29 protein-coding genes are annotated in these 25,765 nt (G+C 74.2%); 16 read left to right on the top strand and 13 right to left on the bottom strand.

All coding sequences use genetic code 11. From position 1 onward, the window contains the following. Nucleotides 1-87 precede the first annotated feature (87 nt). Nucleotides 88-1,137 (top strand): LLM class flavin-dependent oxidoreductase, encoded by a 1,050-nt coding sequence (locus ACXJKA_RS14435; RefSeq protein WP_456825902.1) that lies wholly within the window; start codon nucleotides 88-90, stop codon nucleotides 1,135-1,137. On the opposite strand, the gene ACXJKA_RS14430 is transcribed toward ACXJKA_RS14435, so the two are convergent. From ACXJKA_RS14430 to ACXJKA_RS14415, 4 genes are all read right to left on the bottom strand, one after another. Beyond that, a complete protein-coding gene (locus ACXJKA_RS14430) occupies nucleotides 1,134-1,790 on the bottom strand; it encodes a response regulator (protein WP_456825954.1) in 657 nt (218 codons plus the stop codon). The genes ACXJKA_RS14435 and ACXJKA_RS14430 overlap by 4 nt on opposite strands. A 49-nt stretch (nucleotides 1,791-1,839) precedes the next feature. Then, nucleotides 1,840-2,982 carry a sensor histidine kinase gene (locus ACXJKA_RS14425; RefSeq protein ID WP_456825901.1) on the bottom strand — a complete coding sequence of 381 codons (1,143 nt, stop codon included), beginning with the start codon at nucleotides 2,980-2,982 and terminating at the stop codon, nucleotides 1,840-1,842. A 79-nt stretch (nucleotides 2,983-3,061) separates the two neighbouring features. Then, nucleotides 3,062-3,940 (bottom strand): PfkB family carbohydrate kinase, encoded by an 879-nt coding sequence (locus tag ACXJKA_RS14420; RefSeq protein WP_456825900.1) that lies wholly within the window; start codon nucleotides 3,938-3,940, stop codon nucleotides 3,062-3,064. Then, nucleotides 3,940-4,257, bottom strand: a complete 318-nt coding sequence (locus tag ACXJKA_RS14415) for a hypothetical protein (protein WP_456825899.1) — start codon at nucleotides 4,255-4,257, stop codon at nucleotides 3,940-3,942. The genes ACXJKA_RS14420 and ACXJKA_RS14415 overlap by 1 nt, the downstream gene beginning before the upstream one ends. A gap of 222 nt (nucleotides 4,258-4,479) precedes the next feature. On the opposite strand from ACXJKA_RS14415, the gene pgi reads away from it, so the two are divergent. Next, entirely contained in the window at nucleotides 4,480-6,150 is a 1,671-nt protein-coding gene (gene pgi / locus ACXJKA_RS14410; RefSeq protein ID WP_456825898.1) for a glucose-6-phosphate isomerase, read from the top strand. A 139-nt stretch (nucleotides 6,151-6,289) separates the two neighbouring features. Here pgi and ACXJKA_RS14405 read toward each other — a convergent pair whose 3' ends face one another. Further along, the gene (locus tag ACXJKA_RS14405) at nucleotides 6,290-7,525 is read right to left on the bottom strand and encodes an amidohydrolase (RefSeq protein WP_456825897.1); all 1,236 of its coding nucleotides are present in this window, start codon (nucleotides 7,523-7,525) and stop codon (nucleotides 6,290-6,292) included. Between the two features lie 90 nt (nucleotides 7,526-7,615). Between ACXJKA_RS14405 and ACXJKA_RS14400 the strand changes: the two genes are divergently transcribed. Further along, entirely contained in the window at nucleotides 7,616-7,984 is a 369-nt protein-coding gene (locus tag ACXJKA_RS14400; RefSeq protein ID WP_456825896.1) for an RNA-binding S4 domain-containing protein, read from the top strand. Between the two features lie 35 nt (nucleotides 7,985-8,019). On the opposite strand, the gene ACXJKA_RS14395 is transcribed toward ACXJKA_RS14400, so the two are convergent. Continuing rightward, nucleotides 8,020-8,895 carry a DUF72 domain-containing protein gene (locus ACXJKA_RS14395; protein ID WP_456825895.1) on the bottom strand — a complete coding sequence of 292 codons (876 nt, stop codon included), beginning with the start codon at nucleotides 8,893-8,895 and terminating at the stop codon, nucleotides 8,020-8,022. 57 nt (nucleotides 8,896-8,952) lie between these two features. Between ACXJKA_RS14395 and ACXJKA_RS14390 the strand changes: the two genes are divergently transcribed. The 4 genes from ACXJKA_RS14390 to ACXJKA_RS14375 all read left to right on the top strand — a co-directional run bounded on the left by ACXJKA_RS14390 (nucleotide 8,953) and on the right by ACXJKA_RS14375 (nucleotide 12,234). Then, a complete protein-coding gene (locus tag ACXJKA_RS14390) occupies nucleotides 8,953-9,885 on the top strand; it encodes a DNA-3-methyladenine glycosylase family protein (RefSeq protein WP_456825894.1) in 933 nt (310 codons plus the stop codon). 85 nt (nucleotides 9,886-9,970) lie between these two features. Next, nucleotides 9,971-10,306, top strand: a complete 336-nt coding sequence (locus ACXJKA_RS14385) for a YciI family protein (protein WP_456825893.1) — start codon at nucleotides 9,971-9,973, stop codon at nucleotides 10,304-10,306. 121 nt (nucleotides 10,307-10,427) lie between these two features. Continuing rightward, nucleotides 10,428-11,933, top strand: coding sequence for an MDR family MFS transporter (locus ACXJKA_RS14380; RefSeq protein ID WP_456825892.1), 1,506 nt, complete (start codon nucleotides 10,428-10,430; stop codon nucleotides 11,931-11,933). Between the two features lie 76 nt (nucleotides 11,934-12,009). After that, the gene (locus ACXJKA_RS14375) at nucleotides 12,010-12,234 is read left to right on the top strand and encodes a hypothetical protein (protein ID WP_456825891.1); all 225 of its coding nucleotides are present in this window, start codon (nucleotides 12,010-12,012) and stop codon (nucleotides 12,232-12,234) included. Between the two features lie 3 nt (nucleotides 12,235-12,237). On the opposite strand, the gene ACXJKA_RS14370 is transcribed toward ACXJKA_RS14375, so the two are convergent. From ACXJKA_RS14370 to ACXJKA_RS14360, 3 genes are all read right to left on the bottom strand, one after another. After that, on the bottom strand, nucleotides 12,238-12,798 hold the full coding sequence (locus tag ACXJKA_RS14370) for a DnaJ family domain-containing protein (protein ID WP_456825890.1): 561 nt from the start codon (nucleotides 12,796-12,798) through the stop codon (nucleotides 12,238-12,240). A gap of 64 nt (nucleotides 12,799-12,862) precedes the next feature. Next, nucleotides 12,863-14,179, bottom strand: a complete 1,317-nt coding sequence (locus ACXJKA_RS14365) for an ATP-binding protein (RefSeq protein WP_456825889.1) — start codon at nucleotides 14,177-14,179, stop codon at nucleotides 12,863-12,865. 2 nt (nucleotides 14,180-14,181) lie between these two features. Further along, nucleotides 14,182-14,835: a response regulator transcription factor gene (locus ACXJKA_RS14360; RefSeq protein ID WP_456825888.1), complete on the bottom strand. Its 654-nt coding sequence runs from the start codon at nucleotides 14,833-14,835 to the stop codon at nucleotides 14,182-14,184. 83 nt (nucleotides 14,836-14,918) lie between these two features. On the opposite strand from ACXJKA_RS14360, the gene ACXJKA_RS14355 reads away from it, so the two are divergent. The 4 genes from ACXJKA_RS14355 (at nucleotide 14,919) to ACXJKA_RS14340 (ending at nucleotide 18,500) form a co-directional block, all read left to right on the top strand. Next, nucleotides 14,919-16,157, top strand: a complete 1,239-nt coding sequence (locus ACXJKA_RS14355) for a LolA family protein (RefSeq protein ID WP_456825887.1) — start codon at nucleotides 14,919-14,921, stop codon at nucleotides 16,155-16,157. Beyond that, nucleotides 16,154-17,152: an ABC transporter ATP-binding protein gene (locus ACXJKA_RS14350; protein ID WP_456825886.1), complete on the top strand. Its 999-nt coding sequence runs from the start codon at nucleotides 16,154-16,156 to the stop codon at nucleotides 17,150-17,152. Before ACXJKA_RS14355 ends, ACXJKA_RS14350 begins: the two co-directional genes overlap by 4 nt. After that, nucleotides 17,139-17,999 (top strand): ABC transporter permease, encoded by an 861-nt coding sequence (locus ACXJKA_RS14345; protein WP_456825885.1) that lies wholly within the window; start codon nucleotides 17,139-17,141, stop codon nucleotides 17,997-17,999. Before ACXJKA_RS14350 ends, ACXJKA_RS14345 begins: the two co-directional genes overlap by 14 nt. Before the next feature lie 99 nt (nucleotides 18,000-18,098). After that, entirely contained in the window at nucleotides 18,099-18,500 is a 402-nt protein-coding gene (locus tag ACXJKA_RS14340) for a helix-turn-helix domain-containing protein (RefSeq protein WP_456825884.1), read from the top strand. On the opposite strand, the gene ACXJKA_RS14335 is transcribed toward ACXJKA_RS14340, so the two are convergent. Continuing rightward, the gene (locus ACXJKA_RS14335; RefSeq protein ID WP_456825883.1) at nucleotides 18,497-19,108 is read right to left on the bottom strand and encodes a ClpP family protease; all 612 of its coding nucleotides are present in this window, start codon (nucleotides 19,106-19,108) and stop codon (nucleotides 18,497-18,499) included. The genes ACXJKA_RS14340 and ACXJKA_RS14335 overlap by 4 nt on opposite strands. After that, the gene (locus tag ACXJKA_RS14330) at nucleotides 19,108-19,716 is read right to left on the bottom strand and encodes a ClpP family protease (protein ID WP_456825882.1); all 609 of its coding nucleotides are present in this window, start codon (nucleotides 19,714-19,716) and stop codon (nucleotides 19,108-19,110) included. Before ACXJKA_RS14330 ends, ACXJKA_RS14335 begins: the two co-directional genes overlap by 1 nt. Nucleotides 19,717-19,825: 109 nt before the next feature. Between ACXJKA_RS14330 and ACXJKA_RS14325 the strand changes: the two genes are divergently transcribed. Both ACXJKA_RS14325 and ACXJKA_RS14320 read left to right on the top strand, forming a co-directional pair. Further along, a complete protein-coding gene (locus ACXJKA_RS14325; protein WP_456825881.1) occupies nucleotides 19,826-20,617 on the top strand; it encodes a pentapeptide repeat-containing protein in 792 nt (263 codons plus the stop codon). Nucleotides 20,618-20,712: 95 nt separating this feature from the next. Next, complete coding sequence (locus tag ACXJKA_RS14320) at nucleotides 20,713-21,204, top strand: VOC family protein (RefSeq protein WP_456825880.1); 492 nt, start codon at nucleotides 20,713-20,715, stop codon at nucleotides 21,202-21,204. A gap of 21 nt (nucleotides 21,205-21,225) precedes the next feature. Here ACXJKA_RS14320 and ACXJKA_RS14315 read toward each other — a convergent pair whose 3' ends face one another. Together ACXJKA_RS14315 and ACXJKA_RS14310 are read right to left on the bottom strand one after the other, a co-directional pair. Next, nucleotides 21,226-22,101 (bottom strand): LLM class F420-dependent oxidoreductase, encoded by an 876-nt coding sequence (locus ACXJKA_RS14315; RefSeq protein ID WP_456825879.1) that lies wholly within the window; start codon nucleotides 22,099-22,101, stop codon nucleotides 21,226-21,228. Nucleotides 22,102-22,163: 62 nt separating this feature from the next. Next, nucleotides 22,164-23,087, bottom strand: coding sequence for a UbiA family prenyltransferase (locus tag ACXJKA_RS14310; RefSeq protein WP_456825878.1), 924 nt, complete (start codon nucleotides 23,085-23,087; stop codon nucleotides 22,164-22,166). 36 nt (nucleotides 23,088-23,123) lie between these two features. Between ACXJKA_RS14310 and ACXJKA_RS14305 the strand changes: the two genes are divergently transcribed. From ACXJKA_RS14305 to ACXJKA_RS14295, 3 genes are read left to right on the top strand one after another with little or no spacing between them, the layout of a single operon-like run. Then, entirely contained in the window at nucleotides 23,124-24,197 is a 1,074-nt protein-coding gene (locus ACXJKA_RS14305; RefSeq protein ID WP_456825877.1) for a type III polyketide synthase, read from the top strand. After that, on the top strand, nucleotides 24,198-24,731 hold the full coding sequence (locus tag ACXJKA_RS14300) for an isoprenylcysteine carboxyl methyltransferase family protein (protein WP_456825876.1): 534 nt from the start codon (nucleotides 24,198-24,200) through the stop codon (nucleotides 24,729-24,731). Then, a complete protein-coding gene (locus ACXJKA_RS14295; protein ID WP_456825875.1) occupies nucleotides 24,728-25,765 on the top strand; it encodes an NAD(P)/FAD-dependent oxidoreductase in 1,038 nt (345 codons plus the stop codon). Before ACXJKA_RS14300 ends, ACXJKA_RS14295 begins: the two co-directional genes overlap by 4 nt.

Raw genomic sequence — 25,765 nt, 5'->3', positions numbered from 1 at the left:
TCGCGCGCCCATGGCGGTGACCTGGGGCAGCACCCTCACCTGCGGGAACGCGGGAACAGGCTGCGCGGTCGGTGCGTTCGCACGGGCATGGAACTCGGCCTGTACACGTTCGGCGACGTCCACCCCGACCCCACCACCGGGGTCCAGGTCTCCCCCGGTCAGCGCCTCCGCGAGGTGCTCGAACGGATCCGGCTCGCCGAGGAGGTCGGCCTCGACTACGTCGGGATCGGCGAGCACCACCGGCCCGACTACGCCATCTCGTCGCCGTCCACGGTCATCGCCGCGGCCCTCGCGCAGACGTCCCGGCTCACCGTCGGCAGCGCCGTGACGGTCCTGTCCACCGAGGACCCCGTCCGCGTGTACCAGCAGTTCGCCACGATGGACCTGATCTCCGAGGGACGCGTCGAGCTGCTCGCCGGCCGCGGCTCCTTCATCGAGTCGTACCCCCTGTTCGGGGCGTCGCTCGACGACTACGACGACCTCTACGACGAAAAGATCCAGCTGCTCCTGCGGCTCGACTCGCAGGAGCGCGTGACGTGGAGCGGCCGCTTCCGGCCCGCGCTCGACGACGCCCTGGTCCTCCCCCGCCCCTTCGACCACCCCGGTCGCGGCCAGCACCTGCGCATCGCCGTGGCCACGGGCGGCAACCCGCAGTCGTCGGTGCGCGCCGGGGTGCTCGGGCTGCCCATCAGCTACGCGATCATCGGCGGCCAGCCCGCCCAGTTCGCGCCGCTGGTCGACCTCTACCGTCGCGCGCACGCCGAGTCCGGGCACGACTCCGCCGACCGCTTCGTGTCGGTCGCCGGCATGGGGTTCTTCGCGCAGGACGGCAAGGCGGCCCGGGACTTCTTCTACCCGTACTGGCTGGCGTCGATGAGCAAGATCTCGGCCGAGCGCGGCTTCCCGATGCCCAACCGCATCTCCTACGAGTCGCAGGCGGCGCGCGGCGGCGCGTACTTCGTCGGCGAGCCCGAGCAGGTCGCCGAGCGGATCGTCGCCCTGCACGAGGTGCTGCACCACGACCGGCAGTCGTTCCAGATGGACCTCTCCGGGGTCCCGCAGGCGGAGTCGCTGCGCTCCATCGAGCTGCTGGGCACGCAGGTCGCGCCGCTGGTGCGCGAGGCGCTCGCCGGCTAGCGCGCCATGCGGCCCGTCTCGTAGGCCCACATCGCGAGCTCCACCCGGTTCCGGGCACCGAGCTTGTCCATGAGGCTGCCGAGGTGGGTCTTCACGGTGCCGAGGCTGATGCGGAGCTCCTCGGCGATCTCGGAGTTCGTCTTCCCCCGCGCGACCGTGACCAGCACCTCCTCCTCGCGGACGGTGAGCGGGGCGATGGGCTGGGCCGGCGGCCGACCGTCCCCACCCGCCGCGAACGCCGCGAGCAGGCGGACCGTGACGTTCGGCGCGATCAGCGCGTCGCCGGCGGCCGCCGCGTGCACCGCCTGCACCAGCAGCTCGGGGCCGGCGTCCTTCAGCAGGAACCCCCGGGCGCCGGCCCGGAGCGCGCCGTGCACGTACTCGTCGAGGTCGAACGTCGTGATGACGACGACCGCGAGCGGGTCGGCGACGTCGGGGCCGGCCAGCCGTCGCGTCGCCTCGATGCCGTCCATCTCCGGCATCCGGATGTCGAGCAGGCACACGTCGGGCCGCAGCTCGCGCGCCCGGGCGACCGCCTGGCGCCCGTCGGCGACCTGGGCCACCACCTCGATCCCGGGCTGCGCGGCGAGGATCATCGCCAGGCCCGTGCGGACGATCTCCTGGTCGTCGGCCACCAGCACCCGGATCGTCATCGGCACGCACCCGTCCTCGTCGGACGGCCGTTGCCGCCTCGGCGGGTCCTCATCGGACCGCCCCCTCTCGCGGCAGGACCGCGGCGACCGTCCAGCCGCGGTCCGTGCCCGGCCCCGCGGCGAGGGTGCCGCCGAGCAGGGTCGCGCGCTCGGTCATCCCGACCAGCCCGTACCCGGTCCCGCTGCGTGCCTGGATCTCGCCGTCGTCCTCGACGGTCAGCCGCACGCAGTCGTCGTCCCCCACGAGGCGGACGTCGATCCGTGAGGCGTGCCGGGCGTGGCGCAGCGCGTTCGTGATCGACTCCTGCGCCAGGCGGTAGACCGCGACGCCGACGGCGGGGCGCAGGTCGTCCAGGTCCCCCGAGAGCTCGAGCTCGACGCGGGGCGGGCCGCCGACGGCGCGCGCGAGCCGCTCGATGTCCGCGACGCCCTGCTGCGGGGCCAGCTCCGGGGCACCGCCGTCGCGCAGGGCGCCGACCATGAGCCGCATCTCGGTCAGCGCCCGAGAGGCCTCGGTCTCGATGACCCGCAGGGCGTCGACGGCCGCGTCGGGGTTCGTCGCCGCCACCACCCGACCCGCCTGGGCACGGACCGCGATCGCGGAGACGTGGTGGGCGACCGTGTCGTGCAGCTCCCTGGCGAGCTGCTCGCGCTCGCGCAGCCGGCCCTGCTCCTGCTCGCGGACCCGCGACGTGGCGCCGTACCGGACCCACGCGCCGATCGCGGCCGGCGAGAGCAGGAACACGGCCTCGAGGATGGCGTCGCCGATGCCCGTCCAGTGACCGGCGATCCCGAGCGCCAGGGCGATCGCGACGACGCCCAGCCCGAGGACGATCTCGCGTCCGCTCCCCCACCGGGCCAGCGCGTACGGCAGCAGGAGGATGCATGCCGAGGTGAAAAGCCCCCACTCGCCCACGCCGGCCACCAGGGCCGCCGCGTCGACGACCGCGAGGCTGCCGAACACGACGACGACCACGGCGAGCGGGTGCGTCCGTCGCCACAGCAGCGCAAGGACGGTCACGACGGCGATCACGAAGGACGCGGGCATCCACGCCACGTCGTGCCGCTGGAGGGCCTCGAGCACGGCGGCGGGCAGCAGCAGCCCGACCAGCACCCAGTCCCGCCAGACCCGCGCGGGCGCGCCGGGGGGTCGGGGGGCCGTCCACAGCGGACGGAGGGCGTCGGGGATCACGCGTGCAGCCTAGGCACGGCCCGGTCCTCGACGGCTCGGCCGAACGGCCTACCTGCGCCTCCGCCGTCCGTGGGACTCCTCAGGTCGACGCGCGCACCCAGCCGAGCGCGCCCGGCCATCGCACCGACTCGGACGCCCGCCGGACGCCCTCGGCCAGCGCGGGGAGGATCGGCTGCCCCTGCGCGAGGGCCGCTGCCGTCGCGCCGTGCAGCACGTCGCCGGCCCCCAGCGTGTCGACCACCTGCACGACCGGCGGCTCGATGGCGGACCACGAGACGAGCCCGTCGGGTGCCACGACCCGGAGGCGCACCGGGCCGGCGCCGGCCGACCGCGCGACCGTGCCGGGGCCGAGGGCCGCGACCCGGTCCAGAAGGTCCTCGGGCTCGCCGGGCAGCGCGAAGTCCGCGGAGAGCACCGCGTGGTCGACGACCGCGAGGAGCCGGTCCAGCCCGGGCTTCCAGCTTCCGCCGTCCAGCAGCACGGCGATCCCGCGGTCGTGCGCGGCGGTGGCGAGCGCGAGCCCGGCCTCGAGGTGGTGCCCGTCGAGCAGCAGCGCGGTCGCTCCGTCGAGCACGTCCTGCGTCGGGGGCGGCATCGCCTCCACGGCCGTCGCGTTGACGGACACCACGGCCCGCTCGCCCGTCGCGGCGGTCACCAGCACGGTCGACACCGCCGGCGAGTCGGGGCGGCCGGCCAGCAGGTCGACGACGTCGACGCCCGCGGCGACGAGCCCGTCGCGGACCAGGTCGGCGACCGGACCGGACCCGAGCGCGGTCACCAGGCGCGTGCGCACGCCGAGCGCCACGGCGGTCGCCGCGGCATTGGCGGCCGGGCCCCCGAACGTCACGTCGAGGCTCCGGGCCACCACCTTCTCGTCGGCCCGGGGCAGCCGGTCGACCACCTGCACGACGTCGAGCGTCGCGAGCCCGCAGCAGACCAGGAAGGCGTCGCTCCCCATCAGACCGTCGCCGGCCGCGCGACCGGTCGGTCCACCAGCGCGAAGGTCGCCGCACCGAGCACCAGCGCCGCCACGACGACCGCGGGCCACGCGCCGATCGCCCGCCCCAGCAGGTGCGACGCCGCGAAGCACGCCGCGCCGACCAGCACGACCGCCCCGACCCGCCACCAGCCGGCCGCCCGCGCGCGGACCGCGCACCAGAGCACCCCGGCGACCAGCACGACGCCGCCCAGCGCGCGCACGCCGGTGAGCTCCGCGACGGCGAACCCGACCACGAGGGTGAGCGCGGCGATGAGGGCGGTGGGGATCCGAGACATGTCGCACAACCTAACCGCGGGCCCGGTCCGCGCATCGTGCTCGCGGACGACCTCTGTCATCGCCCGCCTGGTCGTCGCGCGGTGCGGGGGGTCGTCCGCGCGCAATACGGTGGACCCAGCCCGACGTCGCGACCGCCGTCGCGCAGCACTCCGCACACCCGCCGCACACCCGCCGCGCCGCCTTCGCGTGGCCGGGTGGACCTCGGCAGAGAGGGAACACCCGTGACCACGCCGCCCATCGACGCCACGACCACGACCGCCTGGCAGGAGCTCAGCGTCCACGAGTCGACGCTGTCTCCGGACCTGCGCGGCTGGTTCGCCGCCGACCCCGAGCGCGCCGCGCGCCTCACCCTCCCGCTGGCGGACCTCACGGTCGACCTCTCGAAGAACCTCGTCACCGACGAGACCCTCGCCCTGCTCGTGCGGCTCGCCGACGAGGTCGGACTCGCCGACCGGCTGCAGGCGATGCTGCGCGGCGACCACATCAACGTGACCGAGGACCGCGCGGTGCTGCACACGGCCCTGCGCCGCCCGCCCGGCGCGTCCCCGGCGCTCACCGTCGACGGGCAGGACGTCGACACCGACGTCCAGGCCGAGCTGACGAAGATGTTCGCGTTCGCCGACAAGGTCCGCTCCGGGGAGTGGACGGGCGTGACCGGCGAGCGCGTCCGCACCGTGGTCAACATCGGCATCGGCGGCTCCGACCTCGGGCCGGTCATGGCGTACGAGGCGCTCAAGCCCTACGTGCAGGACGGCCTCGAGGTGCGGTTCGTCTCCAACATCGACCCCAGCGACCTCGCGGAGACGGTCTCGGGTCTCGACCCGACGACGACGCTGTTCATCGTCGCGTCCAAGACGTTCGGCACGCTGGAGACGCTCACCAACGCCCGGCTCGCGCGCGCGTGGCTCTGGGAGCAGCTGGGCACGGCCGACGACGACGAGGCGCGCAACGCGGCGGTCGCCAAGCACTTCGTCGCGGTCTCGACTGCGCTCGACAAGGTCGCCGCGTTCGGCATCGACCCCACCAACGCGTTCGGCTTCTGGGACTGGGTCGGGGGCCGGTACTCGGTCGACTCGACGATCGGCACGTCGCTGGCCATCGCGATCGGGCCTGACGGCTTCCGCGACTTCCTCGCCGGCTTCCACGCGGTCGACGAGCACGTGGCGACGACGCCGTTCGCCCAGAACGTGCCCGTCCTCATGGGCCTGCTGAACGTCTGGTACGTCAACTTCCTCGGCGCGCACACCCACGCCGTGCTGCCCTACGCGCAGTACCTGCACCGGTTCGCGGCGTACCTGCAGCAGCTGACCATGGAGTCGAACGGCAAGTCGGTGCGCTGGGACGGCACCCCGGTGACCACGCAGACCGGCGAGGTGTTCTGGGGCGAGCCCGGCACCAACGGGCAGCACGCGTTCTACCAGCTGATCCACCAGGGCACACGCCTGATCCCCGCCGACTTCATCGCGGTCGCCAACCCCGCGCACCCGCTCACCGACGGCGGCGTCGACGTGCACGGCCTCTTCCTGGCCAACTTCTTCGCGCAGACCAAGGCGCTGGCGTTCGGCAAGACCGCCGACGAGGTCCGCGCCGAGGGCACGGCCGAGGACATCGTGCCCGCGCGCGTGTTCTCCGGGAACCGGCCGACCACGTCGATCCTCGCCGCGTCGCTGACCCCGAGTGTGCTCGGCCAGCTCATCGCGCTGTACGAGCACATCACCTTCGTGCAGGGCGTCGTGTGGGGCATCGACTCGTTCGACCAGTGGGGCGTCGAGCTGGGCAAGAAGCTCGCGCTCGAGATCGCCCCCGCGGTGCAGGGCGACGCCGCCGCGCTGGACGCGCAGGACCCGTCGACGCGCGCGCTGATCAGCAAGTACCTCGCGCTGCGCGACTGACGGTCCCGACGGATACCGCGCGCCGGCCCCACGCCGTGGGCGCCGGCGGAGTGCTTGTGTGAAGACTTCGTTGCGTCCGGCGCGAAAAAGTCTTCACGCAGGGCGGCGGGCGCGCCTGCTCGGAGCCGCGCGGCGAGCGTCAGCTCGTGAAGCGCGCCGAGCGCTCCACCACCACGCCGCGCGCGGCCTCGTCGTCCCACGTGTAGACCGTGCGGCCGTCGATGAGCACGTGCTCGGCGCGCGACGCCACGTCGAGCGGGTCGCCCGACCACACCACCACGTCGCCGTCGAGCCCGGGCGCCAGCGCGCCGACGCGCTCGTGCAGGCGCAGGAACGTCGCCGGGTTCACCGTCAGCGCCTCGAGGGCGGTCTGCCGCGGCAGCCCCTCCTTGACGGCGAGCGTGGCCTGGTGGACCAGGAAGTTGATGGGCACCACGGGGTGGTCGGTGGTGATCGCGACCCGCACGCCGGCCGCGGCCAGGGTGGCCAGGTTCGCGATGGCCCGGTCGCGCAGCTCGACCTTCGACCGCGTGGTGAACATCGGCCCGAAGATCACGGGGATGTCGCGCTCGGCCAGCACGTCGGCGATCTTGTGCGCCTCCGTGCCGTGGTTGATGACCAGGCGGTAGCCGAACTCGTCCGCGAGCCGCAGCGCCGTCGCGATGTCGTCGTGGCGGTGCGTGTGCTGGTCCCACGCGAGCTCGCCGTCCAGCACCCGGGCGAGCGTCTCCAGCGCGAGGTCGGCCTTGAACGGCTCGCCCTTGGTCGCCGCGGCGGCGCGGGCGGCCGCGTAGTGCTGCGCCCGCGTGAACGCCTCGCGGATGACCAACGCCGTGCCCAGCCGGGTGGCCGGGGTCTGCTTGCGCTCGCCGTAGACGCGCTTCGGGTTCTCCCCCAGCGCCGACTTCACGCTCACCGACGCCGAGATCACCTGCTCGTCGACCGTGCGGCCGCCCCACGCCTTGATCGCCACGGACTGCCCGCCGATCGGGTTCCCCGACCCCGGCTTCACCACGATCGACGTGATCCCGCCGCTCAGCGCGTCGCGGAAGCCCTCGTCGTCGATGTTGATCGCGTCGATGGCCCGGACCGCAGCCGCGTTGGGCGTCGTCATCTCGTTGGTGTCGTTGCCGGCCGCACCCTCGCCCTCCTCGTGCAGGCCGACGTGCCCGTGCGACTCGACGAAGCCCGGCAGCACCCAGCGGTCCGTCGCGTCGATGATCCGGGCGCCGTCCGGCACCTCGACGTCCGCGCCGACCGCCGTGATGCGTCCGTCGACGACGAGCACGGTGCCGCCGTCGATCGGCTCGGAGACGACGGGGACGACGTAGCCGCCGACGACGGCGACGACCTGCGGGGAGGGGGTGGTGGTCATCGCTCCACCGTATGTCGGCCGGCGTGACCTGCTCGCCTCGCGGGGCCGGGCTCACCGTGACGCGGACTCGCACCGTGAGAGGCTCGGGCCGTGGCTGAGGTGACGCGGGCGCGCGTGGACGCGTGGACCTGGGCGGTGCGACTGTTCCCGACCCGGTCCGCCGCGGCGGCCGCCTGCCGCGCCGGCCACGTGCGCGTGAACGGCGACCGCGCCAAGCCCGCGACGATGGTGGTCCCCGGCGACGAGGTGCACGTCCGCGGCGGCGAGCGCGAGCGGATCGTCGTCGTCCAGCGCACGGTGGTGAAGCGGGTCGGCGCCCCCGTCGCGGTGACCTGCTACCTCGACCGCTCCCCCGCGCCGCTGCCCAAGGAGCACGTGGTCGCCGGTGAGCGCGACCGCGGCGCGGGCCGGCCGACGAAGCGCGACCGCCGCCTGATCCAGCGGCTGAAGGGTCGCTGAGCACCCTCGATCTCGAACGACGGCCGACCCACCACTCACGGCTCCGGCGTGATCCCCAGCCGGGCCGCGAGCGCCATCGAGTCGTAGGGCGCGCGGACCTTGATGTCGTTGTCGAAGTAGACGAAGACGTCCCGCTCACCGGCGGCCTCGGTCGGGGGCGTCAGGGTGCGCGCCCCCGCGGGTGCACCCCCGGCCGCCCAGGTCCGCACCTTCCCCGCCCACCGGTCGAGCGACTCGTCGTCGTAGCCGCTGGTGTAGAGCTCGGTCTCGCCGTGCAGGCGCACGTAGACCAGGTCGGCCGTGACGTCCTCGATCACGGGCCACCGACCGGCCGCGTCGGCGATCACGAGCCCGATGCCGTGCGCGCGCAGGAGCTCGACGAGCTCCGGCACCTCGAAGCTCGCGTGCCGCACCTCGAGCACGTGCCGCAGCGGTCGGTCGGCGTCGGTCGTGGTCCAGGCCCGGTCGTCCAGCCGTTCGTCGTGCTCGGCGGCGAGCTCCGCCGCGGCGGCCGTGCTCCGCGGCAGGAGGTCGAAAAAGGCCGCGAGCTTGTCGGGGTGGAAGCCGAGGTTCGGTGGCAGCTGCCACAGGACCGGGCCGAGCTTCGGCCCGAGGGCGAGCACGCCGCTGGCGAAGAAGTTCGCGACCGGCACCCGGACGTCGGTCAGCTTCTTCATGTGCGTGACGAACCGCGGCCCCTTGACCGAGAACACGAAGTCGTCGGGCGTCTCCGCCGCCCAGCTCGTGTAGTTCTCCGGCCTCTGCAGCGCGTAGAACGAGCCGTTGATCTCGATCGACGTCAGGCGCCGCGAGGCGTACTCGAGCTCGCGGCGCTGCGGCAGTCCGGCCGGGTAGAAGACCGTGCGCCAGGGCGGGTAGCGCCAGCCGGAGATCCCGGTGCGGATGGTCATGCAGGCAGTGTGCCGTGCGCCGGCGCGAGCCTCCTCCCCGCGGCGCATAGTGGTGACGTGATCCCCGCGCCGGCCGATGAGCAGTGGCTCGCCTCGGTCTACCGGCCGGCCGAGGCGGTCGACGTCCGGCGCACGCTCGGCCACCTCCGCCGGGGCGGGGGTGACCCCGCGTGGGTGTTCGCCCCCGACGGCTCGATCTGGCAGGCCACGATGACGCCCGACGGCCCGGCGACCCGGCACCTGGTCCGACGCAGCGACGGCATCCACGTCACCGCGTGGGGACCCGGCGCGGAACGCGCCCTCGCGGGCGTCCCCGACCTGCTCGGCGCCGGCGACGACACCACGGGTTTCGACGCCGCACGGCACCCGGTGGTCCGCGAGGCCCACCACCGCCTGCCCGGCCTGCGGATCCCTCGGTCGGGCAACGTCTTCGAGGCGCTGGTGCCCGCGGTGCTCGAGCAGCGGGTCGTCGGCCTGGACGCCAAGGCGGCCTGGCGGCGGCTGGTGCGGCAGCACGGCACGCCCGCGCCCGGCCCGGCGCCGGCCACGTTGCGCGTGCCGCCGACCGCCGAGGCGTGGCGCGCGGTCCCCGTGTGGGACTGGCGTCGCGCGGGCGTCGAGGAGGCGCGCGCCGGCACGGTGCTGCGCGCCGCGGTCGTCGCGCCCCGGCTGCAGGAGGGCGCACACCTGCCGATCGAGGAGGCGCGCCGCCGCCTGCTCACCGTGCGGGGCATCGGCCCGTGGACGGTCGCCGAGATCGCCTCGCGCGCGCTCGGCGACGCCGACGCGGTCTCCGTCGGCGACTTCCACCTGGCCCACCTGGTCGGCTGGGCGCTCACCGGGCGGCGCACCGACGACGCCGGGATGCTGACTCTGCTCGAGCCGTGGGCCGGCCAGCGGCAGCGCGTGATCCGGCTCCTCGAGATCACGCAGGCCGCGAACGCACCGCGCTTCGGGCCGCGCGCTCCGCGGGCCCGACCGCTCCGTTGAGAAGTTTCTCGCCGGATCGTGTCGATCCGGGGCGCCCGGGTTCGTCCATCAGGTGAAGGATCGACCGACCCGACCTGGAGGACCCATGCGATTCCTGCTGCTCATCTGTGACGACCCGGAGGCCGAGCCGTACCGCGCCGAGGACGACAACATCGTCGACTGGGCGGCCGAGAACGACCGCCGAGGTCTCACTGTCGTGGGCGACCGGCTGCGGCCGGTGCAGGATGCCCGCACCGTGCGTGTGCGCTCCTCGCAGCTCCTCGTCACGGACGGCCCGTTCGCCGAGACCCAGGAGCACATCGCCGGGTTCGACGTCCTCGAGTGTGCCGACCTCGACGAGGCGCTCGAGCGGGCGGCGGCGCACCCCATGGCCCGGTTCGGGCGCGTGGAGGTCCGCGCGACCTGGCCGCTGGGGCTGTGATTCTCCTCCCGGCGAAACACGTCGACCCCGCGGGGTCGCACTGCACAGACTGGCCCTACCGTCCGCGCCGACCCCGTCGGCCGCCTCACACCCTTCCCTCTCACTCCCGAGGTGCACCACTGTGACCGACGAGACCCTGACCACCACCCAGCCACCCGGCAGCGCGACGGAGCACACCGCGCCGGACCACGGCCCGCGCGACCGCCTCGCGGTGCGCCTGCTGCTCATCTCGACGTTCGTCGTCATCCTCAACGAGACGATCATGGGCGTCGCGCTCCCCCACCTGATGACCGACCTGGACATCCCCGCCAGCACGGCGCAGTGGGTGACCACCGCGTTCATGCTGACCATGGCCGTCGTCATCCCGGTGACGGGCTTCGTGATCCAGCGGTTCACGACCCGCACGACGTACATCACCGCGATGACCCTGTTCAGCCTCGGCACGACGATCTGCGCCCTGGCGCCCGGGTTCGGGGTGCTCATCGCCGGTCGCGTGGTGCAGGCGGGTGGCACCGCGATCATGCTGCCGCTGCTGATGACCACCGTCATGACGGTCACGCCACCGGCCAGCCGCGGCCGCACCATGGGCAACATCTCGATCGTCATCTCGGTCGCGCCGGCCATCGGTCCCACCATCTCCGGCCTCATCCTGAGCGTGCTCGACTGGCGGTGGCTGTTCGCGCTGGTGCTCCCGATCGCGCTGGGCGCGCTCGCGCTCGGCGCGGTGCGCCTGCCCAACCTCACCGAGCCGAAGCTCGCCCGTGTCGACATCGGTTCGGTCGTCCTGTCGGCCCTCGCGTTCGGCGGTCTGGTCTACGGGCTGAGCGGGCTGGGTGCCGCGGCGACCACCGGCATCTCCACCACCACGTGGGTCTCGCTCGGGGTCGGCGCCGTCTCGCTGGCGGTGTTCATCTGGCGGCAGATCCAGCTGCAGAAGGTCGACGACGCCCTCCTCGACCTGCGCACGTTCTCGTCGTCGACGTTCCGCATCTCGGTCGGCGTGATGGCGATCAGCATGATGTCGCTGTTCGGGACCCTGATCCTCGTGCCGCTGTACGCGCAGACCGTCCTCGGGCTGGAGGCGCTGCAGACCGGGCTGCTCCTGCTCCCGGGCGGCCTGCTCATGGGCCTGCTCGCCCCGAGCGTCGGCCGCGCCTACGACAAGTACGGCCCCCGGCCGCTGCTGGTCCCGGGCGCGGTCGTGGTCAGCGCGGGGGCGTGGGGCTTCACGCTCCTGGGCACGACGAGCTCGCCGTGGCTCATGCTCGCGTCGCACGTGCTGCTCAGCGCGGGGCTCGCCCTCATGTTCACGCCACTGTTCACGTCAGCCCTGGGCTCGCTGCCGGCGCACCTGTACTCGCACGGCAGCGCGGTCGTCGGCACGGTCCAGCAGGTCGCCGGGGCGGCGGGCACGGCGCTGTTCATCACGGTCCTCACCGCCCAGAGCGCGACGCTCGCGGCCGGCGGCTCTGACGTGCTCGACGCCACCGCCGGCGGCATCCACGCGGCGTTCGTGGTGGGCGCGGTCATCTCGCTCGTGGCCATCCCCGCGGCGTTCTTCGTGCGGGCGGCGCCCTCACCGCACGACGCATCGTCGGACGAGGCGGCGGAGGCCCTCGCCTACTGACTACGCTGGTGGTCCCCGGCCGATCCGGCGCCGGGGGCCGCCAGCCCGTCGGGCACCGCAGTCCAGGAGGACGACCATGAGCTACCCGGTGATCGAGCCTCGCGAGACCGAGTCGAGCAACCCCGGTCGCGCCCTGGCCGTCGTCTTCCCCGCCATCCTGTTCCTACTGGGCCTCGGGCTGTTCACCGTCGCCTTCAACCTCGGCGACGCGGCCCCGTGGGTCTTCGCCGGCGGCATCCTGTCGATCACCCTGGCCTTCGCCATCCCGACGACGATCCTGCCGGCACTCGAGGACCGCTGACCCTCAGCGAGCCCGTCGCCACCGGCGGCGTCTCGGCTGCTCGGGTGGCGTCGGCTCGACCGGCGCGGGCGGCGGCGTCCGGCGCGCGTGCCACTGGCGTACCTCGACCTCCACGTCGCGCAGCGGCGTGACCACCGGCGGACCGCCCATCAGCTGACGCCGCGCGGACACGATCCGCGCGTTGAGCTCGGCCAAGGCCTCGCGCACGTCCTTCTCGGTGCGCAGCGCGTCGAGCCGCTCGAGCAGCACCGCGTCGTCCTTGCGCAGCTGGATCGCCTCGGGCAGGACGCCGGTGATCTGCTCGCGGGCGATGAGCGCCTTGAGCCACCAGTCGGGGTCGTGCTGGGCGCCGATGCCGGGGATGGGCTTGCCGGCCAGCGGCAGGTCGTCGAACTCCCCGCGAGCGATCGCCTGGTCGACCACGACGTCGACCCACAGGTGCCGGTTCGCCATCCGGCCGGCCGCCTGCGGAGGGCCGTCGGCCTGCTGCGGCTCACCGTCGCCCGCCGCGTCGCGGTCCACGCGATACCGGGCGGCGTCGCGCACCGGGTCGTGCTCGGGCATCGTCACCTCCGGGGCTCGTCGCCACCCAAAATACGACGGCCCGGGGCACGTGTGCACGCGCCCTTCACTGCGGCAGCCGCAGCTCCGCCCGCAGCCCGCCCAGCGCGGCGTCCCCGAGCACCACGTCGCCACCCTGCTCCCGCGCGATCTCCCGGGCGATCGCCAGCCCGAGCCCGCTGCCGCCCGCGTCACGCTCGCGCGCCTCGTCCAGCCGCACGAACCGTTCGAACACCCGCTCCCGGTCGGCGGGCGCGAGCCCGGCGCCGTCGTCCTCGACGCGCACACATCCGTCGGCGACCGACACCTCGACGCGGTCGACGGCGTGCCGCGCGGCGTTGTCGACGAGGTTGCGCAGCACCCGGCCCACGGCCGTCGCGTCGCCCCGCGCGCGCCCGTCCCCGGACACGGTGACCGATACGGCACCGCCGGGCCGGACCACGTCGCGCGCCACGGCGCCGAGGTCGAGGTCCTCGTGCGTCAGCGGCGTCGAGCCGACCCGCGCGAGCAGCAGCAGGTCGTCCACCAGCACCTGCATCCGGAGCACCTCCCCCTCCAGGTCGGCGGCGAGCTCGTCGGTGCCGTAGGACGCCGGGTGCGCGCGGGCGACCTCGATGCTGGTGCGCAGGGCCGCGAGCGGGGAGCGCAGCTCGTGCGCCGCGTCGGCGACGAAGGCCCGCTGGCGTGCCGCCCCGGCCTCGAGCCGGTCGAGCATCGAGTTGAGCGTGCGGGCCAGCGCGCCCAGCTCGTCGTCGCGCGCGGGTACCGGCAGCGAGCCCGGCCCGCCGGACGACGCCACCCGGGCCGCGCCGCGGCGCAGCTCCTCGACCGGCCGCAGTGCGCGCCCGAGGATGATCCAGACCACGAGCCCGAGCGCGACGGTGAGCAGGGGCACGACGACCGCGAGCGCGAGCCGCAGGGCGTCGAGCACGCCCTGCACCTCCGTGAGCGGCACGCTCGCGACGACGGTGGCCGGCTCCCCCCGGTAGGTGGTCGCCTGCACGGCGATCCGCGCGACGTCGTCGTAGGCGCTCTGGTCGGTGGTGGAGATGCCGTCGAGACCCTCGAGCGCGTCCGCGGTCAGCACCGGCAGGGTTCGGCTCGCGTTGGGGGACGTCGCCAGCACGGCGCCGTGGGCGTCGATCAGCTGCACGATCTCGCCCGGCTCCGCCACCGGCAGCGTGTCGGGCAGCCGCTCGTCTGCCGCGAGCGCGGCCACGGTCGCGGCACGGTCGCGGACCACGTCGGACAGGGCGGCGACGCGCGTGCTGCGCAGGACGACCGTCAGCGCGATCGCACCCACGATGAGCGCCACGCACAGGGCGCCGGAGGCGAAGAGCGTGAGCCGCAGGCGCAGCGACGCACCCCGTCGCACCTCCGCCACGGCTAGCCCGCCACCCGGTACCCGGCCCCGCGGACCGTCTCGACGACGTCGCGGCCCAGCTTGCGGCGCAGGTAGCCCACGTAGACCTCGACGACGTTGACGTCCTCACCCGTCCCGTCCCAGACGTGGTCCCGCAGCTCGACCTTGCCGACCACGCGGTCGGCGTGGTGCATGAGGTACTCGAGGAGCGCCAGCTCGCGGGTGGTTAGCGACACCGCCTCGCCGCCCCGGCTCACGCGCCGCGTCGCGGGGTCGAGCACGAGGTCGCCCACCGTGAGCACCGGCGGGCGCACCTGCCCCTGCCGGCGCAGCAGCGCGCGCAGGCGCGAGACCAGCACGACGAACGCGAACGGCTTGGTCAGGTAGTCGTCGGCCCCCACGTCGAGCCCGTCGGCCACGTCGTACTCGCCGTCCTTGGCGCTGAGCATGAGCACCGGCGTCCACACGTCCCGCGCGCGCAGCTCTGTGACCACGTCGTACCCGTTGCGGCGCGGGAGCATGACGTCGAGCACGATCGCGTCGTAGGTGTCCTCCGAGGCCAGCTCGAGCCCGCGCTCGCCGTCGTACGCCACGTCGACCGCGAACCCCTCGGCGGTCAGCCCGCGGTGCAGGGCGCGCACGAGCCCGCGCTCGTCGTCGACCACCAGCACCCGCATGCCTCGAGCATCGCACCCGGCGGCCGCCGGGGGGCCCGCGCGCTCTCAGGGTGCCCTCAGCAGGCACGATGCACAGTGGTCGCATGAACGAGTCCCGCCGAACCCTCTCGCCCCGCACCCGCTGGGCAGTCCCCGTCGTCGCCGCCGTCGCGGTCGGCCTGGCCTTCGCGGCCCCGCCGCTGTTCGCCAACGCCGACGACGCGGGCCTGCCGACCATCAGCCCCGAGGACCTCGCCGCGAAGGTCGCGAGCGCGGAGCCGTCGCCGCTGTCCGGCACCGTCGTCTACACCGCGCGGCTCGGCCTGCCGGAGCTCCCCTTCGGCGACGTCGGCGGCGCGAACCCGGTGGCCCTGCTGAGCGGCAGCTCTACCATGCGCGTCTGGTCGGACGGCGCCCAGCGCTCTCGCGTCGCCCTGCTCGGGCCGACCAGCGAGTACTCCGTCGTGCAGGACGGCCCGGAGGCGTGGACGTACTCGAGCACCGACGACGCCGTCGTCCACTACAGCCTGGACCCCGCGGACGCGGCCCGGTACGACGAGCTGGCCGCCCAGGCGGAGGCCGGCGAGCTGCCGGTCCAGGACGACCTGCCGACGCCCGCCGAGGCCGGCCGGGAGGCCGTCGGGCTGGCCAAGCAGTCGTCGACCGTCACGCTCGACGCCCAGACCGAGGTCGCGGGGCACGCCGCCTACCAGCTGGTGGTCACACCGACCAGCGACGCGACCCTCGTCGGGAGGATCGTGGTGGCCGTGGACGCGAAGACCTCGACCCCGCTGCGCGTGCAGGTGTGGAGCAAGAACGACACCACGACCCCGGCGCTGGAGATCGGGTTCACCGACGTCTCGTTCGCGACGCCCGCCGACTCGGTCCTCGCCTTCTCGGCCCCCGCAGGGGCGTCGACCCGCGACGTCGTCGTGCCGCTCCCGGACGAGCCCGCCGCGGCGAGCGCCGCGCCTGAGAAGGGTCTGCCCGAGGGCGTCACCGTCACCGGCACCGGCTGGGACACCGTCGTGCAGGCCTCCGACCTGGACGTGGCCGGCCTGATCGCCGGTGACCCGAGCGCCGCGGGCGCCCTGCCGGGTGTCGACAAGAGCTTCGGCTCGCAGGGTGCCGAGCAGCTCTACAAGGAGTTCGTGCCCGAGGAAGGCTCCGGATCACCGATGGGGTCCCTGGACAGCTCGGCGCTCTACGACACGCTCACGACCGCCGTGCCCGAGGGTCGGCTGCTCCAGTCGGCGCTGCTGTCCGTGCTGGTCACCGACGACGGCCGCGTGCTCGTCGGCGCGGTGCCCGGCGCCACGCTGCAGGCCCTGGCGGCGCAGTGACCGAACCGCTGACCGAAGCCGCGCTCCCGCCGAGCGCGGCTCCGGTCGCGTCTGATGTCGATCTCGCGATCCGCACCGACGGGCTCACCAAGCGGTTCCGGTCCGGGCAGGTGGCCGTGGACGGGATCGACCTGCGGGTGCCGCGCGGCGCGGTGTACGGGTTCATCGGTCCGAACGGCTCGGGCAAGACGACGACCATCCGGATGCTGCTCGGGCTGGTCCGCCCGACCAGCGGGCGCGCGTACCTGCTGGGCTCGCCGATGCCCGAGGCCGGCGCGGTCGTGCTCCCCCGCGTCGGCGCGCTGGTCGAAGGCCCGGCGTTCCACCCGTACCTGACCGGACGCGCGAACCTCGGCCGGCTCGACGCGGGTGACTCGACCGCCGACCCCCGGACGGCCACCCAGCGGGCCGACCGGGCCCTCGAGCGCGTCGGCCTCGCCGCGGCGGCCACGAAGCCGTACCGGCAGTACTCCCTCGGCATGAAGCAGCGGCTCGGCCTCGCGGCGGCGCTGCTGCGGCCGCGCGACCTGCTGGTGCTCGACGAACCGACGAACGGGCTCGACCCCCAGGGCACCCGCGAGGTCCGCACCCTGGTCCGCGAGCTGGCCGACCACGGGACGACGGTCCTCGTCTCGTCGCACCTGCTCGCCGAGATCGAGCAAGTCTGCTCGCACATCGGGATCATGGGACGCGGCCACCTGCTGCTGCAGGGCGACCGTGCGGCCCTCACCGAACGCGGCGCCGCCCGGGTGTCCGTGCTGACGTCGGTCGACCACGTCGGGGTCGCGACCGAGGTGCTCACCGGGCTCGGCCTGACCGAGGTCGGCGCGGCGGGTCTGACGGTCAGCGGGCTGCTCGGCGGCGTGCCGCCCGAGAAGGTGTCGGCCGCCCTCGTGCACGCCGGCGTCGACCTGCTGGGCCTCCAGGTGCGCCGGCCGAACCTCGAGCAGATCTTCGTCGGGCTCACCGGGGAGGGCTTCGATGTCGCTCGTTGACGAGGCGCCGACGTTCACCCCACGCCGCGGCTCCCTGCTGCGACTCACGCGCAGCGAGCTGCGCCTCGTGCTGGGCCGGCGCCGGAACCTCGTGCTGCTGTCTGGGCTCGCGCTGGTGCCGCTGCTGCTGGGCACGGTCCTGTTCGTCACCCAGGACTCCGCGCTCGACGGCCAGGGGCCCGGCTTCATCGGCCAGGTGACCGGCAACGGGCTGTTCCTCGTCGTGGCGTCGCTGTTCCTGTGCCTGCCGTTCCTGCTGCCGCTGACCATCGGCATCGCGTCGGGCGACGCGATCGCCGGCGAGGCGTCGGCCGGCACGCTGCGCTACCTGCTCACCGTGCCCGTCGGGCGCGGCCGGCTGCTCGCGGTCAAGGCCGTCGGCGCGCTCGCGTTCGCGGCGTCCGCGGTGCTCGCCGTCGCAGTCGTCGGCCTGGTCACCGGGGCGGTCTACTTCGGGCTGCACGGGGTCACGCTGCTCTCGGGCACCACCGTGCCGCTGGGGGCGGGCGTGCTGCGGGTCGCGGCGATCGTCGTCTACGTCGGGCTCTCGATGACCGGGCTGGTGGCCGTCGGGCTGTTCTTCTCGACGCTCACCGAGGTGCCCGTCGGCGCCATGGCCGCGACCGTGGTCACCGCGATCGTCTGCGGCGTCCTGGACCAGCTGCCCCAGCTGCACGCCATCGCGCCCGCGCTGCTCACGCACCACTGGCTCGACTTCGCCGAGTTCCTGCGGCTCGAGCCCGACTGGGGCGTGCTGGGTCAGGGGCTCGCGCTGCAGGCCGCGTGGGTGGTGATCTTCGGCGCTCTGGCGTGGAGCCGCTTCACGACCGCGGACGTGTCGAGCTGAGGGCGTGTCCGCTCAGGGCAGACGGGTCGCGGCGACGGGCGGCCGGGTTCGCGGGCTAGCGTGGCTGCAGAGCACCCCGCCGCACCCCCGGAGGACGCCATGACGCCGCACCTGGAGCACCGTCCCGAGCCGCTGCTGCGCCGGCTCGTCGGCGCCATCCTCCGTGGGCAGCGCGTGCGTCAGGGCCGGACCCTGCGCGACGTCGCCGAGGACGCGCGGGTGTCGGTCGCGTACCTGAGCGAGGTCGAGCGCGGTCGCAAGGAGGCCTCGTCGGAGGTGCTGGCCGCCGTGTGCCGGGCGCTCGGGCTGCGGCTCGTCGACCTCATCGGCACCGCGCACGCGCAGCTCGCGCTGGCCGAGGGCCGCGTCGTCGTGGACCTCACCGCACCCACCGCCGGCGAGCGGGCCGCGGCCGCGGCCGGCCGGGAGCTCGCCGGCGTCACGACGCTGACCGCGCGCGCGGCCCAGACGGTCCCGACCGGCCTGCTGCTCGCCGCCTAAGCCACGGCGGGGAGCTCCTTGAGAGTGGTCACCACCCGGTCCGCCAGCCCGTAGTCGACGGCCTGCTGCGCCGTGAGGATGAGGTCGCGCTCGGTGTCGGTGCGCAGCTTGGCCAGGGGCTGCCCGGTGTGGCGGTGCAGGATCTGGTCGACCTCCTCGCGCAGACGGGCGATCTCGCGCGCCTGGATCTCCAGGTCCGCCGCCGTGCCCTCGCCGCCGCCGGAGGGCTGGTGGAGCAGGACGCGCGCGTGCTCGAGGACGTGCCGGTTGCCGGGCGTGCCCGCGGCCAGCAGCACGGCCGCCGCGGACGCCGCCTGGCCCAGGCAGAACGTGGCCACGGTCGGCTTGATGTACTGGATCGTGTCGTAGACGGCGAGCAGCGCCGTGATCGAGCCGCCCGGCGAGTTGATGTACAGGTGGATCGGCGAGTCCTGGCTCTCCGACTGCAGGTGCAGCAGCTGGGCGATGACGACGTTGGCCACGCCGTCGTCGATCTCGGTGCCCAGGAAGATGATCCGGTCGGTGAGCAGCCGCGAGTAGACGTCGGACGCGCGCTCCCCGGTCGGCCGCTGCTCGATGACCACGGGGATCGTGTACTGGCCGGCCATCACAGGCCCGCCCGCCGCAGCGAGGCGTCGGGCCGGACGTCGTCGAGGTGCTCGACCACGCGGTCGATGAACCCGTACGCCAGCGCCTCCTCGGCGGTGAACCAGCGGTCGCGGTCGGCGTCGCGCTCGATCGTCTCGACGGACTGGCCGGTGTGCTCGGCAGTCAGCGACTGCATGGTGCGCTTCACGTGGGCCATGTTCTGCGCCTGGATCGCGATGTCGATCGCGGTGCCGCCGATGCCTCCCGAGGGCTGGTGCATGAGGACCCGCGAGTGCCGCAGCGCGAACCGCTTGCCCGGGGTGCCCGCGCTGAGCAGGAACTGGGCGGCGCTGGCCGCCAGGCCCATGGCCAGCGTGGACACGTCGTTCGGGATGAGCCGCATCGTGTCGTACATCGCGAGCGCCGCGCTGACCGAGCCGCCGGGCGAGTTGATGTAGAGCGCGATGTCGCGCCGCGGGTCCTCGGCCGACAGCAGCAGCAGCTGCGCGCAGACACGGTTGGCGATCGCGTCGTCGACCTCCTGGCCGAGCACCACGATGCGCTGGTGCAGCAGGCGGGTGGACAGGTCGTCGTCGAACGGGCGGACGGTGGGTGGGGCGGTGCTCATGTCTACCTCCGGGGTGTGCTGTCCCTCGACCGTCACACGGCCGGGGCGCCGAGTGACCCCCGGTCTGCCGTCGGCGGATCCGCCCACGGCAGACGGCTAGCCTCGACGGGTGCCCTGGGAGCTTCGGTCCGACTGCGACCGCTGCGTCGGCCTGTGCTGCGTCGCGCTGCCGTTCGCGCGGTCGTCGGACTTCGCGTTCGACAAGGCCGCGGGCGAGCCGTGCCGGAACCTGACGACGGACTTCCGGTGCACCATCCACGCGAGCCTGCGCGACCGGGGCATGGCCGGGTGCACCGCTTACGAGTGCTTCGGCGCCGGCCAGCACGTCACGCAGGGCACCTACGGCGGGCGCAGCTGGCGCGACGACCCCGAGATCCGGTCCGAGATGTTCGCCGTCTTCCCCGTGGTGCGGCACCTGCACGAGCTGCTGACGTACCTCACCGAGGTGCTCGCGATGCCGGCCGCACGCCCGGTGCACGAGGACGCCCGACGCGCGTCCGACGACCTCGCCCGGCTGGCCGACGCCGATCCCGCGACCGTCCTCGCGGTCGACGTCGGCGCGCAGCGCAGGAGCGTGGGTCCGCTGCTGGAACGCGCGAGCGAGCTGGCCCGCGCCGGGCTGCCCGGGCGCCGGCACCGGGACGCGGATCTCGTCGGCACGAGCCTGCGCGACGCCGACCTGCGCGGGGCCGACCTGCGCGGCGCCTACCTGCTCGGCGCGGACCTGAGCGGCGCGGATCTCCGGCTGGCCGACCTGCTCGGTGCGGACCTGCGGGGCGCCCGGCTGCACGGCGCCGACCTCACGGCCGCACTGTTCGTCACTCCACCGCAGGTCGCGTCCGCCCAGGGCGACGCGACGACCCGGCTGCCGGCGGGACTGGAACCTCCTGCGCACTGGTGAGACGTCGGGTGTCGAGATCCGCGACGCGGCTCCGACCACCTCACGTAGGGACGCCGGGCATCGGGCCTCGCGTCACGCACACCGGAGGTACCGAGATGCCGAGCATCAGCCCGTTCCTGTGGTTCGACGACCAGGCCGAGCAGGCCGCCGAACGCTACGTCGAGATCTTCCCGAGCTCCCGCATCACCGACGTGGCTCGCTACGGAGAGGGTGCGCCGCAGCCCGCCGGCACCGCGATGTCCGTGAGCTTCGTGCTCGACGGGCTCGAGGTGACCGCCCTCAACGGCGGGCCGCAGTACCGGCTCACCGACGCGTTCTCGCTGCTGGTCTCGGTGCCTGACCAGCAGGAGTGCGACCGCGTCTGGGACGCCCTCGTCGCCGACGGCGGCGAGCCGGGTCGGTGCGGCTGGCTCAAGGACCGCTTTGGCCTGTCGTGGCAGGTGATCCCGACCGCCCTGCCCGAGCTGCTGAGCGACCCCGACCACGCCCGGGCGAACCGCGCGATGAACGCGATGTTCACCATGTCCAAGATCGATGTCGCGGCGCTCCAGGCGGCGGCGGACGACGCCGGCGTGCCGGTGGCGTAGCCGTCGAGAGCGGGACCGCCGTCAGCCCAGGTCCGCCAGGCGCGGCACCGCGGGCGCGACGCGGTCCCGCACCCACGCCGACAGGCTCGTCGTCGGCGGGCGCAGGATGACCGTCTCGACGCCCAGCGCGGCGTACGGCGTGATGTCCTCGACGAACTGGTCGACGTCGCCCGAGAGCAGGGCGCCGCCGCCGTGCAGCAGGGTCACCCGGATCTCCGCCGGGTCGCGCCCCACGTCCTGGCAGTGACCCGTGAGGACGTCGAGCTTGTGGGCGACCTCGTCGGGCGTCGTCGCGAAGAAGTTGCACGCGTCGCCGTACTGCGCCACCAGCCGCAGCGTCTTGCGCTCCCCCGCCCCGCCGATGAGGATCTCGGGTCGCTTCAGCGGCTGCGGCGAGCACAGGGTCTGCGCCAGCTGGTAGTGCGTGCCCGCGTACGGGCCGTCGTTCGTCGGGTCCCACATCTGGCGGCAGATCTGCAGCGTCTCCTCCAGACGCTCGAACCGCTCGGCCAGCGGCGGGTACGGCACGCCGAGCCCGAGGTGCTCCTCCTCGTACCAGGCGGCGCCGAGGCCCATGGTCGCCCGCCCGCCGCTGAGCACGTCGAGCGTCGCGCCGATCTTGGCCAGCAGGCCGGGGTACCGGTACGTCACGCCCGTGACCAGCACGCCGAGCTGGACGTTCGAGGTCACGCCGGCCAGGTAGCCCAGCGTGGTGTAGGCCTCCAGCATCGGGTCCTCGGCCGGGAACCCGGCGCGGACCATCTGGAAGTAGTGGTCCATGACCGAGACCCAGGCGATACCGGCCTCGTCGGCGGCCGACGCCGTGTCGGCCAGCTCCTGACGCAGCGCCGAGGGCTCGACCGAGTCGAAACGCATGAGGTGGACGCCGACGCGCACGGGAATCTCCTTCGGTGGGATGTCCTTGCACCTTGCCCCTGAGGGCACGCTCTCAGTCAAGGTCAGTAGACCACCCAGTCGGACAGCACCAGCAGGACGACGTCCACCGCGGCGACCGCGATCGCTAACGCGAACGGCAGCCGGTTGCGGCCCCCGCCCAGCGCGAGCACGGTGCCCACGATCGTCAGCCCGACGGCGACGACGAGCACCCCCGCGGCCGCGGCCCGCGGCGGCCCGGCGGGCGCCAGCACGACGACGACGGTCGCGGCCACGAGCGAGACGCCCGTGCCGATCGACGTCGCCACGCCCCCCACCCGGTGCGGCAGCCCTCGGACGCCGGTCGCGCGATCGTCCTGCAGGTCCGGCACCACGTTCGCGCCGTGCGCACCGATGCCGAGCAGGGCGCCCGCGGTGATGGCCCACCACGCCGCGACGGGAGCCCCGGGCAGGGCGAGCGCGATGGCCAGCGGGAGGAAGCCGAACGAGAACGCGTACGGCGCCCACGACCACGGCGTGCTCTTGAGCCGCACGTTGTACGCCCACGCCGAGGCGACCGTCGCCAGGTGGACCAGCCCGGCCCGCCAGCCGAGGGCGAACGACAGCGCGACGCACGCGGCTGCGGCGGCCAGGGCGGCCGTCCGCACGGTCGAGACCGCCAGCCGACCGACCCCGACGGGCTTGTCCGGGCGGCCGACGGCGGCGTCGCGACCGGCGTCGATCCAGTCGTTCGACCAGCCGACGGAGAGCTGGCCGGCCAGGATCGCGGCGCCGACGAGCACGGTGGTCAGCGGTGGGGCACCCGCGCCGGCGGCCATCGCGACGGCGAACACCGTCACCGCGACCGTAGGGCCGGGGTGGCAGGCGAGGGCCAGGTCGACGGCGCGGGAGCGCCGCGGGTGCTCGGTCAACCGGCCCACCTCCTCGGACGGGCCATCGTCGCAGGTCGCGTGCCGGACCAGCGACGAGTCGTCAGTTGCCCGCGTCACGTGACGGGACCGACCGGCGCGTGACACGATGCCCGGATGGTGCGCATCGCGTCGATCGCCCCGGTCCTGCCCGCGCACGTGCACGCCCAGGCCGAGATCACGGACACGATCGCGCCCCTGCTCACGTCCGACCCGCGCCGCCGCCGCACGATCGACCGGATCCACGCCGCGACCGGCATCGAGACGCGGCACCTCGCGCTCCCGCTCGAGGCCTATGCCGACCTGACCACCTTCGCCGCCGCCAACGACGCGTTCGTCCGCGAGGGCACCCCGCTCGCGGCCGAGGCGTGCCGCGCGGCGCTGGCCGCCGCGGGCCTCGAGGCGGCCGACGTCGACTTCCTGCTGTTCACGTCGATCACCGGCATCGCGACGCCGTCCGTCGACGCGCTGCTGGTCGACCGGCTCGGCCTGCGCCCCGACGTCAAGCGGCTGCCCGTGTTCGGGCTCGGGTGCGTGGCCGGCGCCGCCGGGATCGCCCGCGTGCGCGACTACCTGCAGGGGCACCCGCAGGACGTGGCGCTGCTCGTCTCCGTCGAGCTCTGCTCGCTCACGCTGCAGCGCGACGACGACTCCATGGCCAACATCGTGTCGAGCGGCCTGTTCGGGGACGGCGCGGCGGCGGTCGTGATGGTGGGCGCCGACCGTGCGCGCGACGTCGAGGGCGGGGTCGACGTCGTGGGTGCGCGCAGCGCTCTGTACCCCGACACCGGCGACGCGCTCGGCTGGGACATCGGCGGCAGCGGCTTCCGCATCGTGCTGGCGGCGAGCCTCGCGGACATCGTCGAGCAGCACCTCGGGCGGGGCGTCGTCGACCTGCTCGCGGCGCACGACCTGAAGATCCCCGACGTCGGCACGTGGGTGGCGCACACCGGCGGCCCGAAGATCCTGCAGGCCGCGGCGCGGGCGCTCGACCTGCCCGACGAGGCGTTCGCCGCGAGCTGGCGGTCTCTGGCCAGGGTGGGCAACCTCAGCTCGTCGGGGGTTCTCCACGTGCTTGCCGACGAGCTGGCGGCGGGCGGCCAGATCCCCGGCTCGGCCGGCGTCCTGTTCGCCATCGGCCCCGGTGTGTGCACCGAGACCGTCCTGCTGCGCTGGCCCGAGGAGCCGTAGGTGATCGGTTACGACTGGCTGATCGTCGTCGTCGCGCTCGAGCGCCTGGCCGAGCTGGTCGTGTCCCAACGGCACGTGACCTGGGCGTTCGCCCACGGCGGCATCGAGACCGGCAAGCGGCACTACCCGCCGATGGTCGCCCTGCACACCGGCCTGCTCGTCGCGTGCGTCGTGGAGGTGCACGCGGCGGACCGGCCGTTCCTGCCCGCGCTCGGGTGGACGGCGCTCGTGTTCGTCGTCGCCGCGAACGCCCTGCGCTGGTGGTGCATCGCGACCCTCGGCAACCAGTGGAGCACCCGCGTCATCGTGGTCCCTGGCGTGGCGCTGGTGCGGCGCGGCCCGTACCGCTGGCTCAGCCACCCGAACTACGTCGCCGTGGCGGTCGAGGGCGCGGCCCTCCCCCTGGTGCACACGGCCTGGGTCACCGCGTGCGCGTTCACGGTGCTCAACGCCGTGCTGCTGCTCGGCTTCCGCATCCCCACGGAGGAGCGCGCCCTGCGCTCGGTCAGCTCGGCGACCCCGGCTGCGGCGTGACACCCGACGCCGACCTGCTGATCATCGGCGGTGGGCCTGTCGGGCTCGCCGCCGCCATCGAGGGGAGGCTGGCGGGGCTGTCGGTGATCGTCGTCGAGCCGCGCGCGACACCCGTGGACAAGGCCTGCGGCGAGGGCCTGATGCCCGGTGCCGTCGCCGCGCTGGCGCGCCTGGGTGTGCGTCCGCAGGGACACACGCTCACCGGGATCCGCTACCTGCGCGGGCCTCGCGTGGCGGACCACCTGTTCGCGACGACCCCCGGGCTCGGAGCCCGGCGGACGGCCCTGCACGCCGCGCTCGCCCAGCGCGCCGCCGAGCTCGGTGTGGTCGTGGTGCCCGGCCGCGGCGGCGCCGTGGAGCAGGATGCGGACGAGGTCGTGTGCGCCGGCATCCGCGGACGCTGGCTTCTCGGCTGCGACGGCCTGCACTCGACCGTCCGGCGGCAGGTGGGGCTGGCGCTGGACCGGGACGGGACCGGTCGCCGCTTCGGTGTCCGTCGGCACTTCCGGGTGGAGCCGTGGACCGACCTCGTGGAGGTGCACTGGGGGCACTCCGTCGAGGCGTACGTGACGCCGGTCGCCGACGACGTCGTCGGCGTGGCCCTCCTCGGGCCCGCGCACCAGGACTACGAGCGCACGCTCGACTCCTTCGAGGCCCTGCGCCGCCACCTGGGCGATGCCGAGACGCTGGGCCCCGCCCGAGGCGCCGGACCGCTGCACCAGCGGACCCGCCGGCGCACGGCCGGCCGGGTCCGCCTGGTCGGCGACGCGTCCGGCTACGTCGACGCCCTGACCGGCGAGGGCGTGCGCGTCGGGCTGGCGCAGGCGCGTGCCGCGATCGAGACCCTGGACGACGACGTGACCCGCTCCAACGCCGCGTACGAGAAGGCGTGGACCGCGGCGACCCGCGACTACCGGTTGCTCACCAGCGGCCTGCTCATGGCGGCGCGCTCACCACTGCGGCGCAGCATCGTGCCCCTTGCCGCCACGGCGCCGCGCCTCTACGGCGCCGTGGTGGAACGCCTCGCTCGCTGA

The organism is Cellulomonas sp. P5_E12 (assembly GCF_054049315.1).
The sequence above is the reverse complement of the archived record's forward strand: the minus strand, read 5'-3'. Positions and strand labels throughout refer to the sequence as shown.